Here is a 16,804-nt window from a genome sequence, read left to right as displayed (position 1 = left end):
GGGCTCCCCCCCGTCCTGGGGGCCGATGCCGCCGCCTCGCGCTTACGCGCTCGGAGGCCGTCTGCTGAGTAGCAGACGGCCCGTGAAACGGACCGGAATCGGTGCTCGCCTGCTGAGTAGCGGTGGCCCCGTGAAGAAGACCGGATTCGGAGCATTTGACCGCCGCGCTCGCAGGTTGTCCGCCATACGACCGGCCTTCATACCCCCGGCCATGCGGCCAGCCATTGCCGAGCCGATCTCGGCTCCCGAACCGCCCGCTTCTATCGTCAGGCTCGCTCTTCGCAGGATGAGGCCGACCCCGAGGCTGGTCGCTACTGCAGGTAGCCCAGGGCGCGGAGCTGGTCGCGGGTTTCGCTGCGTACTTTCGCGACGCCGGTGGAGGGTGGCGGGGCGGCGCGGAGCTGGTCGTCCCAGTCGGCGAGGGCGCGGCGCATCAGGCTCAAGCGCCGCGGGTCGTCTTCCGGCAAGGGCTGGAGCTCGAGGGGATCGGCGCGGAAGTCGAAGAGCTCGGTGAGGGCGCCGCGGATGGTGTAGTGGAAGCGGAACCGGCCCCAGGCGACGGTGCGCTGACGGCCGAAGAGGCGTGATTCGCTGAAGGCCGGATACTCGCCCGTGTCGCGCCCCTCCATCAGCGGCACCAGGGAGCGCCCTTGAACTCCTTTGGGGATCGGAGCGTCGATCAGGTCGAGGAGGGTCGGCATGAGGTCGATGGACTGCACCGTCTGGGTGACCACCGCGGAGCGCTGCCAGCCGGGGAAGGACAGGATCAAGGGGATGTGGGTGACCGGCGTGTAGAGCTTCTCGTGCAGCACCGAGCCGTGCTCTTGGAACTCTTCGCCGTGGTCGGAGATCACCACCACCAGGGTGGAATCGCGCAGGCCGAGCTCTTCGAGGGTGTCGAGAAACCGCCCGACCCAATCGTCGACGTAGCGGATCCCGGCGTCGTAGAGCGCCAGGGAGTAGTGCACGTCGCGCTCCGGCAGGCGGGCCTCGGGATCCCACCAGACGGCTCGCCGAACCGCCTCCAGAGCTTCGCTGGTGGGCTCGAAGCCAGGGGTCGGCGCCTCCAGTCCATCGAGGAACAGGGAACGGTACTCCGGCGGCGGATCGTAGGGCGTGTGCACGTCATAGGTGTGCACCAGCATGAAGAACGGCTCGTCGCCGTTTTCTTCCAGCCAGCTCACCACCTGCGGGCCGATCTTCTCGAGACCGGTGCGCCGGTCGACGAAGGTCTGAAATCCCTGGGCAGTGCCGAAGCCGCGGTTCATGTAGCCGCCGTCGACGAAGCCGGCCGTGCGAAAGCCGCGCCAGCGGAAGGCCTCGGCGAGGGTGACGTGCTCGCCCGAGAGTCGACGGCCGCGCCCCACCACGCCGTGGGTGCTGGGGTACTTGCCGGTCAGAATCGAGGCCTGGGACGGCGGTGTCAGGGGGGCCTGGCTGAAGGCCCAGGCGAAACGGTAACCCTCGGCCGCCAGCGCGTCGATGGTGGGACTGGTGAGGCGCTGGTTGCCGTAGGCCCCGAGGCGGTCCGCCCGCAGGGTGTCGATATCGAGCACCAGGACCGAGCGCGGCGCCGCCAGCGGACTCGACCCGGCGCCATCGGCAACCACCGCCGCGGCGGCATGGGACGCCGATGGCCGGGATCTCCCCCACAGCAACAGCGCTACCGCGAGGCCGACCAAGGCGAGGACCGCCAGCACCCTGAGGGGATTTCCGTTCACCGCTCTCCTGCCGTTTTTCGGCGGTCTCTCAGCGTCCGCGGAAGGCTCGCGCCGACCTCCTCGAGAGCCCTGTCGCGTCATGCCGCGCCATCATATCCGCCCCTTGACCGACGCTCGCCATAAAGTCATGCTCAAGTCTCGATTCGGCGAATCCATCTGGAGATTTCATGGCCTTTCTCGCTACGGACCGCTTCCAGCGCATCGTCCAAGCCCTGAGTCCAGTGCGCCTTCGCAGCCTCGTCCTGATCTTCGCCGGTGCGGCTGCGATCAAGCTGCTGATTCTGGCCGTCGATCACACCCTGGCGTTCCATTCCGACTCCGGAAGCTATCTCCAGGACGCCGTCACCCTGCGCGCCTCGTGGCCTCGCCCCCTCGGCTACGGTCTCTTCATCCGGCTGGTCTTCCTGCTCACCGGTGGGGTCCACATCAAGGCCTTGATGCTGTTTCAGAGCCTCACCGGAGCCCTGCTGGCACCGATTGTTTACTTCGTCGGTCGCCGCTTCCTCACCGCCGGTCCGCGCCTCGCTCTGGTCGCCGCCCTCCTGGTCACCCTGTCGCCGGGCAACCTGGTCATCGAGCGCTTCATGCTGTCCGACGCGGTCACCTCGACGGTGCTCGCTCTCTCCCTCGTCGGTCTCCTTCTCTATCTCGAAAGGCCTTCGGCTCGACGCGGCCTGGTGCTCGGCATCGCGGCGGTGCTTCCCCTCCTGTTCCGCGCCATCTGGGCCTATCTGCCAGCCCTCTACCTGGTGATGGCGGCCCTTCTCTTGCTGCGCCGGGAAGGTCGCCGGCAGGCTCTGCGCGGCCTGGTGACGGCGACCGTGGTCACCGTCTGCGTCTACCTCGGGTACTCCGCCGTCTTCTCCCGCAGCAGCACCGGCGAGGTCGACCTCGGGGCCGGCACCAGCGGCTTCAGCGGTTGGGTCTTGTGGGGCTCGGTGGCGCGCTTCGCCGAGGCCGGTGACCTCGAGGGCTTCGCCGGCGGCGACGTCCTGCTCTCGGACCTCGAGTCCCTGCAGCGCAACGGCAGCTATCAGATCTGGGATTTCACCAGCACCGCCCACCAGCTCCGCGAGCAGCGCTACGGCGGCAGCTTCGTCGATACCAACAAGGCTCTGCTACATGCCTCGTGGCGCATTCTGTGCCGACACCCACTGCAGTTCGGGCTGCAGTTCCTGCAAGCCGTGGGACGCTTCTTCACCGGTGAGCCCGGCAACGCCGACCTCTCACGGCCGGTCGAGATCGACCCCAGCGTCGGCCGCGACTTCGCCACCTACGGCGGTATCGACTTCAGCACCCTGCCGCAGCGACCGCCCGAGGTCGGGCCCGCCTATCGCGCCTGGCGCGGCAGCCGCTGGCTGTTCGTCAGCGCTCTCTTCGTCGGCTTGCCGATCACCCTCTGGCGTCCCTACCGCCGACGCATGCTGCTGGCCCTGTCGCTGGTCGGCATCTCCTACCTCTTGGTGGTCAACGTAGCGATCGGCTTCATCTTCGTCGAGCGCTACTTCCTGCCGGTGGAGTACATCGGCACGCTCATCTTGATGGGCTCCCTCGCCGCCCTCTGGCGGCGGCGACCGAGGGCTCATCGCCAATCGGCGGCGCGCAACGAAAACGTGTCGGACTAGCCCGCCCTTCTCACCAGCTTTCCGCTGCGAGTCCGTACGTCCCCGAATCTGCTGCGTTTTCCGTCGCCTGCTCTCCTCGCAGTACGTCGAGTACGGCGGCGTCGTGGCAGCGCCGAATGCCTTGCATCTTCAAGAACCTACGGCCTCTCGCCAGGAAACCTCGTGAGAAGGGCGGACTAGGCCGAATCGACGATCTTGCGGTAGCCGCGGTTCCAGTAGACCAGCGGTGGCGACTCGGACTGGGGAGCCCCCATCGCCTGCACCTCGCCGATATAGAGCGTGTGGGTGCCAGCGGCATGGCGCGAGTGGATGCGGCAGTCGAGCCAGGCGAGGGAGTCGAGCAGGATCGGCGCGCCGGTCTCGGCCGCGCCCCAATCGCCTTCGGCGAAGCGGTCCTCGGATTTCACCCAGGCAAAGCGGTTCGACAGATCGACCTGCCCCTCGTGCAGGATATTGACCGCGAAGCAAGCATCATCCTGCTCGAGCAGGCTCGAGGCATGGTGACGCTGATCGATGATCACCGCCACCAGCGGTGGATCCGGCGACACGGAAGCGAACGCCGACACGGTGAGGCCGTGCACCTCTTCGCCGGCTCGGATGGTGACGATGGTGACCCCGGAGGGAAAGTTGCGTAGTGCGGTGCGGTAGTCCTCGGACGTTATGGCCATCTCATTCTCCCTGCCGAATCCAGCCGGCACCACCTTCGCTCCGATGCCGGACGGCAGAATGGTTTTTGTTGCCGCGAATCATAACCTTCCCCCGGCCTCCGGCTATGATCCCTGGCGGCCATGACCAAGCCCGCCCTCTCGATCGTCATCCCGACCCACCAGACCCGCGAGCTGACCCTCTGCTGCCTCGCCAGTCTGGCCGCCGCCGAGGACCGGGAAGGGCTCGGGGAGAGCGAGTGGATCGTGGTCGATGACGGCAGCCGCGATGGCACCGCCGAAGCCCTCGCGGCGCGCCACCCCAAGACCGAGGTGGTGCGCAACCAAAGCCCCCGGGGCTTCACCCGGGCCGCCAACCAAGGCATGGCGCGAGCCCGCGGCGAGCTGCTGCTGCTGCTCAACAGCGACACGGAGGTTCGCCCCGGCGCCCTGACCGCCCTGCTCGCCGCCTTCGCTCAAGACGCGCGGCTCGGCGTCGGCGGCGCCCACCTGTTCTATCCCGACGGCCGTCCCCAATGGAGCGCCGGCGAGCTCCCCGGCTTGCTCTGGTTCTTTTCTCAGGCCAGCGCCCTACCGGCCACCCTCGCCCGCCTGCCGGGCTATCGCCGCCTCAAGCCAGCCGGGCGGAACACCTCGTCCGGCGTCGTCGGCTGGGTGACCGGTGCCGCCCTCGCCATTCGTCGTCCCCTCTGGCAAGAGATCGGCCCCTTCGACGAGACCTTTCGCTTGTATGCCCAGGATCTCGACCTCTGCCACCTGGTCGGCAAGGCCGGCTGGAAGGTCGCCCTGGTGCCCGGTTTCGAGGTCGTCCACCACCACGGGGCCACCATCCAAGAGCATCGATCGCGTCAAACCATCGACCGCCAACACTCGGCGCTGCTCTGGCAGGATCTCCTGACCTGGGCCGCCAAACACCGTGGAGCCGGCTTCGCGGGCCGCGTCCGCCGCGCCCTGCGCTGGGGATCGGGGCTCCGTCTCCTGGCGCGAAACTGCCTGCGCCCGTGGCGCTCCGCCGCCGAGCGCCAGGCTTACGACCGCGACACCGAAGCCCTGCGCGCCGCGCGCCGGGAAATCTCTCCCTTGCCCTGAAGCGTCGGCCGTTGTAGAACAGGCCCTTCGCGCCATGAATGAGCTCCTGCGATACCGCGACCTCGTCTTCTACCTGGTGCAGCGCGACCTCAAGGTGCGCTACCGCCGGTCGATCATCGGCTTCCTGTGGACGATGCTCCAGCCGTTGCTGACGATGCTCGTCTTGCAGGTCGTGTTCAGCGCTGTCTTCCGCTTCGACGTCGCGAACTTTCCGGTCTATGCCCTCTCCGGCATCCTGTTCTGGAATTTCTTCTCGCAGAGCGTCGTCACCAGCATGAACAGCCTGCGCATCAACGCCACTCTGCTCACCAAGCTACCGGTGCCGAAGGCGGTCTTTCCGGTCGCCTCGGTGATCTCCGGAGTGCTCAATCTGCTGCTGGCGCTGCCACCGCTGCTGCTCCTGCTGCTGGTCACCGGCCACCCCCTGAAGCCGGCCCTATGGTTTCTTCCGGTGGCTATCCTGCTGGCCGGCCTGTTCACCCTCGGGGCCGGTCTGCTGCTCTCACCCCTGGCCGCCTTCTTCAGCGACGTCCTCGAGCTGGTCAATGTCGTGCTGACCTTGATGATGTACTTGACGCCGGTCTTCTACCCGATGGCGATCATTCCGGAGCGCTACCTGCCGCTGGTGCGCTTCAATCCTATCCGCTCCGTCCTCGAGGTCTTCCGGGATCCGATCTATCTCGGCAAGATCCCCCCGTTGAGCCACCTCGGTGTCACCGTGATCATCACCGCCGGGGCCCTGGCGGTCGGCATCATCGCCTTCAGGCGCTCCTCCGATCGCATCGCCTTTTACGTCTGATGAGCCAGGCCTCGGTTCGCATGGAGGGCGTGTCCCTCTGCTATCGCCTCGCCAAGCAGCGCATTCCTTCGATCAAGGAGTACGCCATCCACTGGGTCAAGGGAGCCCTCACCTACGAGAAGCTCTGGGCCCTCGACGGCATCGATCTGACCGTCGGAGTGGGAGAGCGGGTGGGCGTGATCGGACGCAACGGCGCCGGCAAGTCGACCCTTCTCAAGGTCATTTCCGGGGTCCTCAAGGCCACCCGAGGCCGGGTGATGACGCGCGGCAAGGTGGCCCCCATCCTCGAGCTCGGCACCGGCTTCGACCACGAGCTCACCGGCCTCGAGAACATCTACCTGAACGCTCTTCTGCTCGGCCGCAAGAAGTCCGAGATCCAGCCCAAGGTCGAGCAGATCGTCGAGTTCAGTGGCCTCGGCGACTTCATTCGCGCCCCGATTCGCAACTACTCCTCGGGCATGCTGGCCCGCCTCGGCTTCGCCGTCGCCACCGCCTGGGTTCCAGACGTCCTGATCCTCGACGAGGTCCTCGCCGTCGGCGATGCCCGCTTCGTGCAGAAGTGCGAGCGCCGGATCCACGAGCTCTCCGAGGCCAAGACCACCATCTTCCTGGTGTCCCACAACCCGGAGAACATCCGCGCTAGCTGCGACCGCTGTCTGTGGCTCGAACAGGGCCGCCTGCGCCTGGACGGACCGCCGGAAGAGGTGCTCGCGGCCTACGAAGAGACGGCCGTCGGCGGCCTGCCGCCGGTGGAAGCCAAGTCGCCCCCGAGCGCGGCTTCGGAAGAAGAAGAGTAGCTACCCCGGCCTTTGGCTCGCGTAGAGCTCGAGGAAGCGCCGCCCCAGAGCCAGCGGATCGTGGTGCTCGGCGAGCCGACGCCGGCCTTCGGCACACAGCTCCGCCGCCACCGCCGGATCCGCCAGGCGCTCGACGGCGGCGGCGAACTCGGCACCGTCTCGGGCCAGCAGGAGGCCTTCTCCATCGCGCCGCACCAGACCTTCGGCCCCCTGCGGTGTCGACACCACGGCTACTCCGCGAGCCCAGGCCTCGAGGATCTTGATCCGCACACCGGACCCCAGGCGCAAGGGCACGGCGAGCACCGAGCCAGCCGCAAAGGCGCGGGCGATGTCGGCCGGCGCAGGGTGGGCTTCGATCCCCAAGGCCGCCTTCTCCGGCGGCAGATCTCGCGCCCGCCACAGGCCGAAGAGATGAAGCCGCGCCGCCGGGCAGCGCTGGCGGACGGCCGGCCAGACGTGATGCACGAACCACTGCGCCGAATCGCGGTTGGGCAGCCAACCGCCGCTTCCCAGCACCACCACCGCCGGCGCCCCTGGCAGCGGCTCGCCGGCCGCCATGCCGCCGGGAAACGAGGGCGGCACCACGACCACCTCGCCGCGGCCGCCGGCGAGCTGCGAAAGGCGGTCGGCGTCGATCTGCGAAAGAGCCGCCGTCAGAGGCGCAGCGGCCACCGTCTCGCCTTCCCAGCGGGCCAGGCGGCCGGCATCGGCTCGGCTCAGCCAGCCGACGGGGCCGCCGCGATGGGCCGCCGTGCGACGCCAGATGTCACTCTCGACGTTGTGGGCTCGAAGGATCAGCGGCAGCCTCGCCTCGAGGGCCGGCCGGGCCTGCGGCATCGCCTGGATGTGCTCCACCTGAACACCGTCGAAGGGGCGGCCGGCGACCAGCTCCGCGACCCGCTTCTCGACCGCCCGCCAGCGGTGCCGGGCGATCGCCAACGGCAGTCCGCTCGCCGCCCGCAGCCCGGCGACCTGACGACCAAGGCCGCGCGCTACCGGAACCCAGTGGCACTCCCGCACCAGGTCGCCCAGGCCGTCCTCCGGCGGCGCGCCGAGGAGCGGAGCCACCAGGGTGATCTCGGCACCGGCGGCGACGATGCCTTCGAGGGTTCGGAGCTGGAGCAAACGGCCACCATCGACCGGCGGCAGGATGGGCTTGGTGGTGATCCAGAGCAGTTTCATGGAGTTCTTGGGCGCGTCGGGATTGTAGCCTCGTCCGCAGTCCGCCCAGGAGAATTCTCACCCGCCGCCCTCGGCCCGACTCACGCTTCGATGATTCACCTTATGCTGCAACCCCTGTAGCTGGCAGCGAAAAGTGCTTGAAGAGACGCACTTACGCTCCGATGCCGCCTTCTCGCAGCCCGTAGAACCGGCCTTCATGCCGCCGTCACATAACTGATCAACTGCACAGAAAACGAGGCTTGACAACCGAGCCAGCCCGGCTAAAATCTTCCGGTCCTTGACGTTAAGTCATCCTCTTGCAGTTAGTTGGGATTTTTCACCGAATCGTCTTTCTGGCGCTGCACTCACGGAGTTTCAAATCCGGCGAATGAGTAGGGAACACCACACACTGATCTTCGTTCCCCACGCGCGAGCCAAGCTTCGCAAGTGGAAAATCTCCAGCCTGCAGATTCGGCTGGCGGTCGCGACCCTCGCCCTTCTCATCTTCGGCACTGCCTTCATCACCTGGGCCTACCTGTCGAAGAGCGTCGACCGCAATGAGATCGTTCGCCTGCGGCAAGAAAACGTCGACCTCCGCGACGTCAACGAAAACTTCGAGGACAGCATCCTCGAGCTCGAGACCCGCCTTGCCGACTACGAAGAGCGCACCGTGCAGCTCGCCATCGTCGCCGGCCTCGATCCTGGCGCCGAAGGCAATGAGGCCGGCATCGGCGGTGCCCTCATCCCGCGCGGTGAGGTCGATCGCCTGTCGGCCCGCCTCGAAGGCCTCGGCGGCCAGCTCGACGTCATCGAGGGTCGCCTCGAAGAGCGCCTGCGCTGGATTTCGGCAACGCCGGCGATCGCTCCCGCCAACGGCATCCTGACCAGCGGCTACGGCCATCGCCGCGACCCGATCACCGGCCAGCGTGCCTTCCACCACGGCGTTGACATCTCGGCCGCTCCCGGAGCCCCGGTCCGCGCCTCGGCGGACGGCGTGGTGGCTCGCGCCGGCCGCATCGGCGCCCTCGGCAATGCCGTCTATCTCGCTCACGGATTCGGCCTGACCACCCGCTACGGCCACATGTCGCAGCTCGAGGTCGAGGCCGGCGAGGAGGTGCAGCGGGGCGACGTCATCGGCTACATCGGCAACACCGGCCGCGCCACCGGTTATCACCTGCACTACGAAGTCCACGTCGACGGCTCGGCCGTCGATCCGCGCGCTTACATCCTCGACCGGTTCTGAGTTTCAGGGGGGCTAGGCGCCCCCCTCAGGCGAACGCACATGTCGTTCGCCTTCACCCCCATCCCCGGCGGCTTCCGCCGCCGCCTCGGGCTTCGCCCTCGGAGCCGTCTGCTAATTAGCAGACGGCTTCTTCGTTCAGGTTCCGGAGTTCCCAGGAAAGTTCAGGCCGCCCGGTCAGGCCGCCCGGCCCCGCGCGCATTTTGTGCGGCTTGCGGCCGGCCAGGCATCCCCGTTCTCAGCGGCTGCACCGCTGCCTTGCTGTGACCGACTCTTTGCCGTTGACTCGGGTACGCCAATCTCGCTGCTGCCCCGGGCTCCCGCCCCGCTGGCGGCCGGTGGCAGAGGCCTTCTCGGGGGAATCTTTTTGCTAGACTGAAGGTTCTGGTCCGAGCGGTTTCTCAATCCCGGTGCAGGCGTCGTAAGCGCAGTCCACTCCGTCGATAGGAAGCCCCTGTGGCGGCGTCCACCGCTCCTCCGATGTTTCAACTTTCCGCGAGAACGCGATGATCAACAAAGTCCTCACCAAGCTGTTCGGCAGTCAGCATGCCCGCGACCTCAAGAAGATGGTCCCGGTGGTCGAAAGCGTCAATGCTCTCGAGCCCACCATGGAGGCTCTCTCGGATGCCGAGCTGATCGCCAAGACGGACGAGTTTCGCCAGCGCCTGGCCGACGGCGAGACCACCGACGACCTGCTGCCGGAAGCTTTCGCGGTGGCCCGCGAGGCCGCCAAGCGCACCGTCGGGATGCGTCCCTACGACGTCCAGCTGGTGGGCGGTGCGGTGCTTCACCGCGGTCGCATCGCGGAGATGAAGACCGGCGAGGGCAAGACTTTGATGGCCACCTTGCCGGTATATCTCAACGCCCTGACCGGCAAGGGTGTGCACGTGGTGACGGTGAACGACTACCTGGCGCGGCGCGATTCCGAGTGGATGGGCCAGATCTACCGCTTCCTGGGGCTCTCCGTCGGCGTCATCCAGAGCAACCTGACGGACGCCGAGCGCAAGGAAGCCTACGGCTCGGACATCACCTACGGCACCAACAACGAGTTCGGCTTCGACTACCTTCGGGACAACATGAAGTTCGATCTCGCCTCGATGGTGCAGCGCGATCACCACTACGCCATCGTCGACGAGGTCGACTCGATCCTGATCGACGAGGCGCGCACGCCGCTGATCATCTCCGGCCCGTCGGAGGAGTCGACGGACAAGTACTACCGCATCAACGCCATCATTCCGAAATTGGTACGCGGCGAAGAGATCGAGGAGGAGGACGGCAACAAGCTCACCACCGGCCACTTCCTGGTCGACGAGAAGTCTCAGTCGGTGGCCCTCACGGACGAAGGCGTCGGTCGCGTCGAAGAGCTCCTCGGCCTGAGCAATCTCTACGACCCGGCCAACATGGAGATGATTCACGCCGTCAACAGCGCCCTGCGTGCCCACCATCTCTACAAGAAGGATGTCGCCTACCTGATCAAGGACGGCGAGGTGGTGATCGTCGACGAGTTCACCGGCCGCATGATGCCCGGACGGCGCTGGTCCGACGGCCTGCACCAGGCGGTGGAAGCGAAGGAAGGGGTGCAGATCAAGCGCGAGAATCAGACCCTCGCCACGATCACCTTCCAGAACTACTTCCGCATGTACGAGAAGCTCGCCGGCATGACCGGTACGGCCGACACCGAGGCCACCGAGTTCGGGCAGATCTACAAGCTCGACGTCACCGTCGTGCCGACCAACAAGCCGATGGTGCGGGACGACCGGGCGGATCTGGTGTACCGCACCGAGGGTGAGAAGTGGAGCGCCGTCGTCGAAGACATCCGCGACGCCAACGGTCGCGGCCAGCCGACCCTCGTCGGCACCGTCTCGATCGAGAGTAGCGAGATGCTCTCGAAGCGCCTCAAGGCCAAGCGCGTGCCGCACGTCGTGCTCAACGCCAAGTTCCACGAGCGCGAGGCGGCGATCGTCGCCCAGGCGGGGCGGCGCGGTGCCGTCACCATCGCCACCAACATGGCGGGCCGAGGCACCGACATCGTCCTCGGCGGCAACCCCGAGGGCCTGGCCCGCGCCGAGGTCGATCCGGAGAAGGAGCCAGAAGCGTTCGCCGAGACCGTCGCACGCTTCGAGGAGAGCTGCGCTCGCGAGCGCGACGAGGTGCTTGCCGCCGGCGGCCTCCACATCCTCGGCACCGAGCGCCACGAGTCGCGCCGCATCGACAATCAGCTCCGCGGCCGCTCCGGCCGCCAGGGCGACGCCGGCTCGTCGCGCTTTTACCTGTCCCTCGAGGACGACCTGATGCGCATCTTCGCCGGCGACCGGGTCAAGGGCCTGATGGGCCGCCTCGGCATGGAGGAAGGCGAGCCGATCGAGGCCAACATGGTCAGCAAGGCCATCGAGCGGGCTCAGAAGCAGGTCGAGGGCCGCAACTTCGAGATTCGCAAGCACCTCCTCGAGTACGACGACGTGATGAACAAGCAGCGCGAGGAGGTCTACCGCCTGCGCCGCGACATCCTCGCCGGTACCGAAGGGCGCGAGTACCTGCTCGAGATCAGCTCCGGCGTGCTCGACTTCCTGATCGACGACTGCTGCCCGGAAAAGAGCGATCCCCTCGACTGGAAGCTCTCGGAGCTCGGCACGGAAGTGCTCGCCTACTTCGACATCAACGTCCACGAGCTCGAGGTCGACCTCGAAGAGCTCGGTACAGACGAGCTGCGCGAGCACCTCTGGAAGGCCATCGAGGCCAAGTACGAAGACAAGGAGCAGCGCCTCGAGGAGCTGCGTGAGGGCCTGACCCGGATGTTCGAACGCGACGTCATGCTGCGCGTCGTCGACCAGTCCTGGAAGGACCACCTGCTCGCCCTCGACCACCTCAAGGAGGGCATCGGCCTGCGGGGCTACGGCCAGCGCGACCCCCTCAACGAGTACAAGCGCGAGAGCTTCGAGCTCTTCCAGGCGATGAAGGAACGGATCGAGGACACCATCATCAAGACCCTCTTCCGCCTCGAGCCGGCGAGCGAGGAGCAGATGGACGAGCAGCGCCGGCGGCGCCAGCAGGCGCCCAAGCCGAAGTACCAGCTCAACGCCCCGCGCAAGTCGGCGGTCCCCGAGACCGGCCCCAAGACGGTCAAGCGGCAGGGCGAGAAGGTGGGGCGCAACGCACCGTGCCCCTGCGGCTCCGGCAAGAAGTACAAGAAGTGCCACGGCGCCAAGCAGAGCGTCGGATGATGCACCGCCGTCCGCGCCGTCGGCGATGAGCGGCTCTGCGGGGCCTCCCCCGAAGTCGGCCTCCAGCAAGGCCTCGCGCTGGCTGGTGGGCCTGGCCTTGGGCTGTGGCGGACTACTGGTCGTCGCCGGCATCGCCCTCGCCATCGCTGCCTTCTGGCTCTTCGGCAGCGGTCCCCAGGTGGCCTCCGAGAAGATCCTCGGTCCGCAGTCCCAGGGCTATGTCGCGCTCCCCGACCCGGCCGGTGATGCCGGCATCGCCGAGCTGCTGACGGTGTTCATCGGCGAGGTCCAGGCGGCCGAGGGCTCGCGCTCCGACCTGCCAGAGTTCCTGCGCGGCTTCGAGCAGATGCAGCAGAACCAGGGCGCCGCCAATCTTCAGATGTGGTTACCCCGCGAGGTCACCGTCGCCTTCGAGCAACCTGCCGGAGCCGAAGCTGCAGAGATCCTCGCCGCCATCAATCTGCGCAGCTTCCCTCGCCTGATCAAGACCATCGTCGAGAGCCAAGCCGAGGTTTCGGACGCCGTTTATCGCGACCACCGGGTACAAGATCTCGGCGAGATCGTGATGGCCTTCCACGGCACTACCCTGCTCGCCGCCGCCAGCCGCGAGACCCTCGAGATCGGCATCGATCGTTTGGAGGACGGTTCTTCGGATCGGGCACCGCCCGCCCTGGCGACGGACGAGTCCTTGACCCACGGCGATCTGTTCGGTCGCCTGCCGGCCGGCAGCGGCCTGCTCGAAGCGGCCCTCGGCAAGCTCCTCGAGATGTTTCCAGCGCGCGACGCGGCCGAGTCTCTCGAACAGGTGTCCGACGTCGTCGATGGTCAGTTCAGTCTCGACCTGGTCGATGCCGACGCGCTGACCGCCGAGCTCTGGCTGACCTGTCGCGGCGCCGGAGCGGCGCAGCGCTGGGCCCGAAGGCTGAGCGGGAGCGAGCGCCTCGATCACGGCCTGACGGTGACCTCCGAGGCGCGAGCCGAGGGAGCCCGGGTCGAGACCCGCCTCGAGCTGAGAGGCCTGCGCGAGGCGCTTCGTGCGATGGTCCACGACGAAGAATTCTGAGGTCCATTCGGGGCGACCGCGACCCGCCGTCGGAAGTGTGCCGACGGTCGCCGCGAACCTCCTCAGACCCGGGCTGGACCGACGACCAGAGGGGCGATTAGAATCCCGTATGCTCGACGAGGCCATCCCCATCGCCCTCACCTTCGACGACGTTTCGCTGGTGCCCGGGCTCTCCGAAGTCCACCCCAATCAGGTCGATCTGACCACCCGCCTGTGCCGCGGCATCAACCTCAACGTGCCCTTTGTGTCCGCCGCCATGGACACCGTCACCGAGGCACGCCTGGCGATCTCCATCGCCCAGGAGGGCGGCCTGGGCGTGATCCACAAGAATCTCTCCATCGACGACCAGGCCGCCGAGGTGGACAAGGTCAAGCGCAGCGAGTCGGGCATGATCGTCGATCCCGTCACCATCCATCCCGAGGCGCGCATCCGCGAAGCCTTGGCGTTGATGTCGCGCTACAAGATCTCCGGTGTTCCGGTGACCGACGGCAGCGGCCACCTGGTCGGCATTCTGACCAACCGCGACCTGCGCTTCGAGGACGACCTCGAGCGGCCCGTCGAAGAGCTGATGACGCACGAGAACCTGGTGACCGTGCCCGAAGGCACCACCCTCGCCCAGGCCAAGGCGTTGCTCCACAAGCACCGCATCGAGAAGCTGCTGGTGGTCGACGACGACAGCAACCTGACCGGCTTGATCACGGTCAAGGACATCCAGAAGATGATGGACTACCCGCGCGCCTGCAAGGACAACCTCGGGCGCTTGCGGGTCGGCGCCGCGATCGGCGCCTCGGGGGATTTCCTCGATCGGGCCGCCGCCCTGGTGGACGCCAAGGTGGACGTTCTGGTGCTCGACTCTTCCCACGCCCACAGCCGCGGCGTTCTCGAAGCCATCACCCAGGTGCGGGAGCGTTTCCCGGACGTCGCCCTGATCGCCGGCAACGTCGCCACCGCCGAAGGCACCAAGGCCCTGATCGAGCGCGGCGCCGACGCCGTCAAGATCGGCATCGGACCGGGCAGCATTTGCACTACCCGGGTCGTCACCGGCGCCGGCGTGCCGCAGATCACCGCCGTCCTGGAGTGCGCCCGTACCGCCGCCGAGCACGACATCCCGGCGATCTCCGATGGCGGCATCAAGTTCTCCGGCGATTGTTCGAAGGCGGTCGCCGCCGGCGCCGAGGCGGTGATGATCGGCTCGCTCCTCGCCGGCACCGAAGAAAGCCCCGGCGAGACCATCCTCTACCAGGGCCGCCAGTTCAAGGCCTATCGGGGCATGGGCAGCTTGGGTGCGATGGCCCAGGGCAGCGCCGACCGCTACTTCCAGCAGGCCTCCGACATCAACGGCAAGATGGTGCCCGAAGGGATCGAGGGCATGGTGCCCTACAAGGGCAGCGTCCACCAGATGCTGCTGCAGCTGATCGGCGGCCTACGCGCCGGCATGGGCCTGTCCGGCTGCGCCTCGATCCAGGAGATGCGCACCCAGGCGCGCTTCGTGCGGGTCACCGCCGCCGGCCTCAAGGAAAGCCACGCCCACGACGTGACGATCACCAAGGAAGCTCCCAACTACTGGGTCGACCGCTAGCAGGCTGCTGAGAAGACAACCTGGAACCGAGCTTGGCGGCGAAGCCGGCTCGCGGCATTTCTTGGTTCCTCAAGAGCTCCCGAGCCCAGCGGGCGAGGCAGCGGCAAAGCCGCTGAGGACGGGGGTGAAGGCGCACGACATGCGCGTGCGCCTGAGGGGGGCGCCTTTAGCCCTCCTGGAAGGACAGTAGATGCTGATAATTTGCTACGCAAATTATCAGCATCTACTAGGGAGCGAAGCGGCCGAGCCAGGCCCGTAGCTCCGGGCGCCGCTGACGCCAGGCAATCCCGAGATAGCTGCCGCCGTAGAGCCCCACCACCAGAGCCGCCGCCAGCGCCAGCGGCCACGATGGCGGCAAGAAATACCACAGCAGGGCCGGCAGGACGGCGGCGAGCAAAGCCGCCAGCACCATACCCCCAGCCCCGCTCCAGGGCAGGCGAAAGTCCGGCATGGTGGCCTGCAAGCGGCGACGCAACAGCCCGAGCTCTCCCCAGGCCCCGGCGGCCGACCCCAAAGCCAGTCCGGCGACGCCCAGAAACAGCGGTCCCTGAGAGCCCTCGCCGAGGGCGATGCGGTCGAGCAGGAGCATGGCCGGAATGCCGACAGCCAGCGAGATCAGCAGGCGAGCGCCGGCAATGCGCGCCGGCGTCTTGGTGTCGCCGAGGGCGAAAAAGGAGTTCTGGAACAGGCGCGAAGTCGCCGTCGCCGGCAGGCCCAGGGTGTAGGCGCAGAGCACCAGGTAGACCTGCTGCTGGCTGACGGCGTCGAACTCACCGGTGCGAAACAGGCCCCCCACCAACAGCAGGCCGAAACACCAGTAGCCGAGGACCGTGGGCAGCACCAGGAAGAGCATCTGGCGCAGCGAGCCGTCGAGACGCTCGACGAAGCGCTTTCGCCCGGCCTCGCCGAGGCGGGCGAGCTCCGGTAGCTCGGAGGCGGCAACGGCCATGCCGAAGAGGCTGATCGGCAGCAAGTAGAGAAACTGCGCGTAGCGCTGCCCGGACAGGGCGCCGGCGACTAGAAAAGAAGCCAGAAAATTGTCGAGGTAGCTCGATAGCTGGTAGACGCCGCGTCCGGCCACCGCCGGCCCGAAGGCGCGCAACACCGCCGGCAGGCCCGGCACGCCAGGCGATAGCGACAAGCGGAAGCCGCGCAGCAAGCCGACTACGAAGGGCAGCTGGACGGCGAGCTGCAGAGCGCCACCGACCAACGCACCAGCGCAGGCCGCCAATAGCAGGCGGTCGCTCGGGGCCTCGCCCCCGGCCACCTGACGAGCACCGTACACCAAGCCGGCGATGATCGCCGCGCTCCACGCCACCGGCGCCAGGTAGGGCACCAGAAAGCGCCGATGGCTGTTGAGCACGCCGAGGCACCAGGCGGCGAGCACCAGAAGCCCGGCCATCGGGAAGATCCAGCGCACTGCCGCCACCGCCAAGGGAAAACGATCGACACTCATCTCGCCGGCCGCCACCCGCGCCGCGTCGCCGCTGAAGCCCGGCGTCAACAGGGCCACCAGCGGCTCGGCGAACAGGAAACCGAGGAGAGCGATCCCTCCCGCGACGCACACCAGGAGTGAGAAGACGGCGCCGGCGAGGCGTCCCGCCTCGTCGCGGCGCCCGGCCTCGAGGAGACGGCTGTAGACCGGGATGAAGGAGGCCGAGAGGGTGCCCTCGCCGAGGAGATTCTGCAGCAGATTCGGCCCCCGCAGAGCCGCCTGCAGGACGTCCGAGAGGGCTCCGACGCCGAGATAGTGGGCGATGATCCGCTCGCGCACGAAGCCCGCCATGCGGCTGGCGAAGATGCCCAGCGCCACCGTGCCGGCAGCGCTCTTGCGAGTCACCACC

General features: G+C 67.4%; 12 protein-coding genes. 8 read left to right on the top strand and 4 right to left on the bottom strand.

The window, feature by feature from the left end; translation table 11 throughout:
• Positions 1-311: 311 nt before the first annotated feature.
• On the bottom strand, positions 312-1,721 hold the full coding sequence (locus AAF604_08825; protein ID MEM7049750.1) for a sulfatase: 1,410 nt from the start codon (positions 1,719-1,721) through the stop codon (positions 312-314).
• A 167-nt stretch (positions 1,722-1,888) separates the two neighbouring features.
• Between AAF604_08825 and AAF604_08820 the strand changes: the two genes are divergently transcribed.
• The gene (locus AAF604_08820) at positions 1,889-3,346 is read left to right on the top strand and encodes a glycosyltransferase family 39 protein (protein MEM7049749.1); all 1,458 of its coding nucleotides are present in this window, start codon (positions 1,889-1,891) and stop codon (positions 3,344-3,346) included.
• Positions 3,347-3,522: 176 nt separating this feature from the next.
• Here AAF604_08820 and AAF604_08815 read toward each other — a convergent pair whose 3' ends face one another.
• Entirely contained in the window at positions 3,523-4,014 is a 492-nt protein-coding gene (locus AAF604_08815; protein MEM7049748.1) for a flavin reductase family protein, read from the bottom strand.
• 120 nt (positions 4,015-4,134) lie between these two features.
• Here AAF604_08815 and AAF604_08810 point away from each other — a divergent pair, with 120 nt between their 5' ends.
• The 3 genes from AAF604_08810 to AAF604_08800 are packed head-to-tail and all read left to right on the top strand — an operon-like array spanning position 4,135 to position 6,696.
• Positions 4,135-5,100 (top strand): glycosyltransferase family 2 protein, encoded by a 966-nt coding sequence (locus tag AAF604_08810; GenBank protein ID MEM7049747.1) that lies wholly within the window; start codon positions 4,135-4,137, stop codon positions 5,098-5,100.
• A 34-nt stretch (positions 5,101-5,134) separates the two neighbouring features.
• Complete coding sequence (locus AAF604_08805; GenBank protein ID MEM7049746.1) at positions 5,135-5,899, top strand: ABC transporter permease; 765 nt, start codon at positions 5,135-5,137, stop codon at positions 5,897-5,899.
• Entirely contained in the window at positions 5,899-6,696 is a 798-nt protein-coding gene (locus AAF604_08800) for an ABC transporter ATP-binding protein (protein MEM7049745.1), read from the top strand. Before AAF604_08805 ends, AAF604_08800 begins: the two co-directional genes overlap by 1 nt.
• On the opposite strand, the gene AAF604_08795 is transcribed toward AAF604_08800, so the two are convergent.
• A complete protein-coding gene (locus AAF604_08795; protein MEM7049744.1) occupies positions 6,697-7,878 on the bottom strand; it encodes a glycosyltransferase family 4 protein in 1,182 nt (393 codons plus the stop codon).
• Positions 7,879-8,245: 367 nt separating this feature from the next.
• Here AAF604_08795 and AAF604_08790 point away from each other — a divergent pair, with 367 nt between their 5' ends.
• The 4 genes from AAF604_08790 to guaB all read left to right on the top strand — a co-directional run bounded on the left by AAF604_08790 (position 8,246) and on the right by guaB (position 14,960).
• Entirely contained in the window at positions 8,246-9,100 is an 855-nt protein-coding gene (locus AAF604_08790) for a M23 family metallopeptidase (protein MEM7049743.1), read from the top strand.
• Between the two features lie 503 nt (positions 9,101-9,603).
• Positions 9,604-12,318, top strand: coding sequence for a preprotein translocase subunit SecA (gene secA / locus AAF604_08785; GenBank protein MEM7049742.1), 2,715 nt, complete (start codon positions 9,604-9,606; stop codon positions 12,316-12,318).
• A 25-nt stretch (positions 12,319-12,343) separates the two neighbouring features.
• Positions 12,344-13,381, top strand: a complete 1,038-nt coding sequence (locus AAF604_08780; GenBank protein ID MEM7049741.1) for a hypothetical protein — start codon at positions 12,344-12,346, stop codon at positions 13,379-13,381.
• A gap of 109 nt (positions 13,382-13,490) precedes the next feature.
• Positions 13,491-14,960, top strand: a complete 1,470-nt coding sequence (gene guaB / locus AAF604_08775; protein MEM7049740.1) for an IMP dehydrogenase — start codon at positions 13,491-13,493, stop codon at positions 14,958-14,960.
• Between the two features lie 226 nt (positions 14,961-15,186).
• Here the strand turns inward: guaB and murJ are convergent, their stop codons facing one another.
• Positions 15,187-16,803: a murein biosynthesis integral membrane protein MurJ gene (gene murJ, locus AAF604_08770; protein ID MEM7049739.1), complete on the bottom strand. Its 1,617-nt coding sequence runs from the start codon at positions 16,801-16,803 to the stop codon at positions 15,187-15,189.
• Position 16,804 lies beyond the last annotated feature (1 nt).

This window comes from Acidobacteriota bacterium (assembly GCA_039028635.1).
Lineage (GTDB): Bacteria > Acidobacteriota > Thermoanaerobaculia > Multivoradales > JBCCEF01 > JBCCEF01.
Note: the sequence above shows the minus strand (reverse complement) of the source record. Positions and strands in the feature narration are given on the sequence as shown.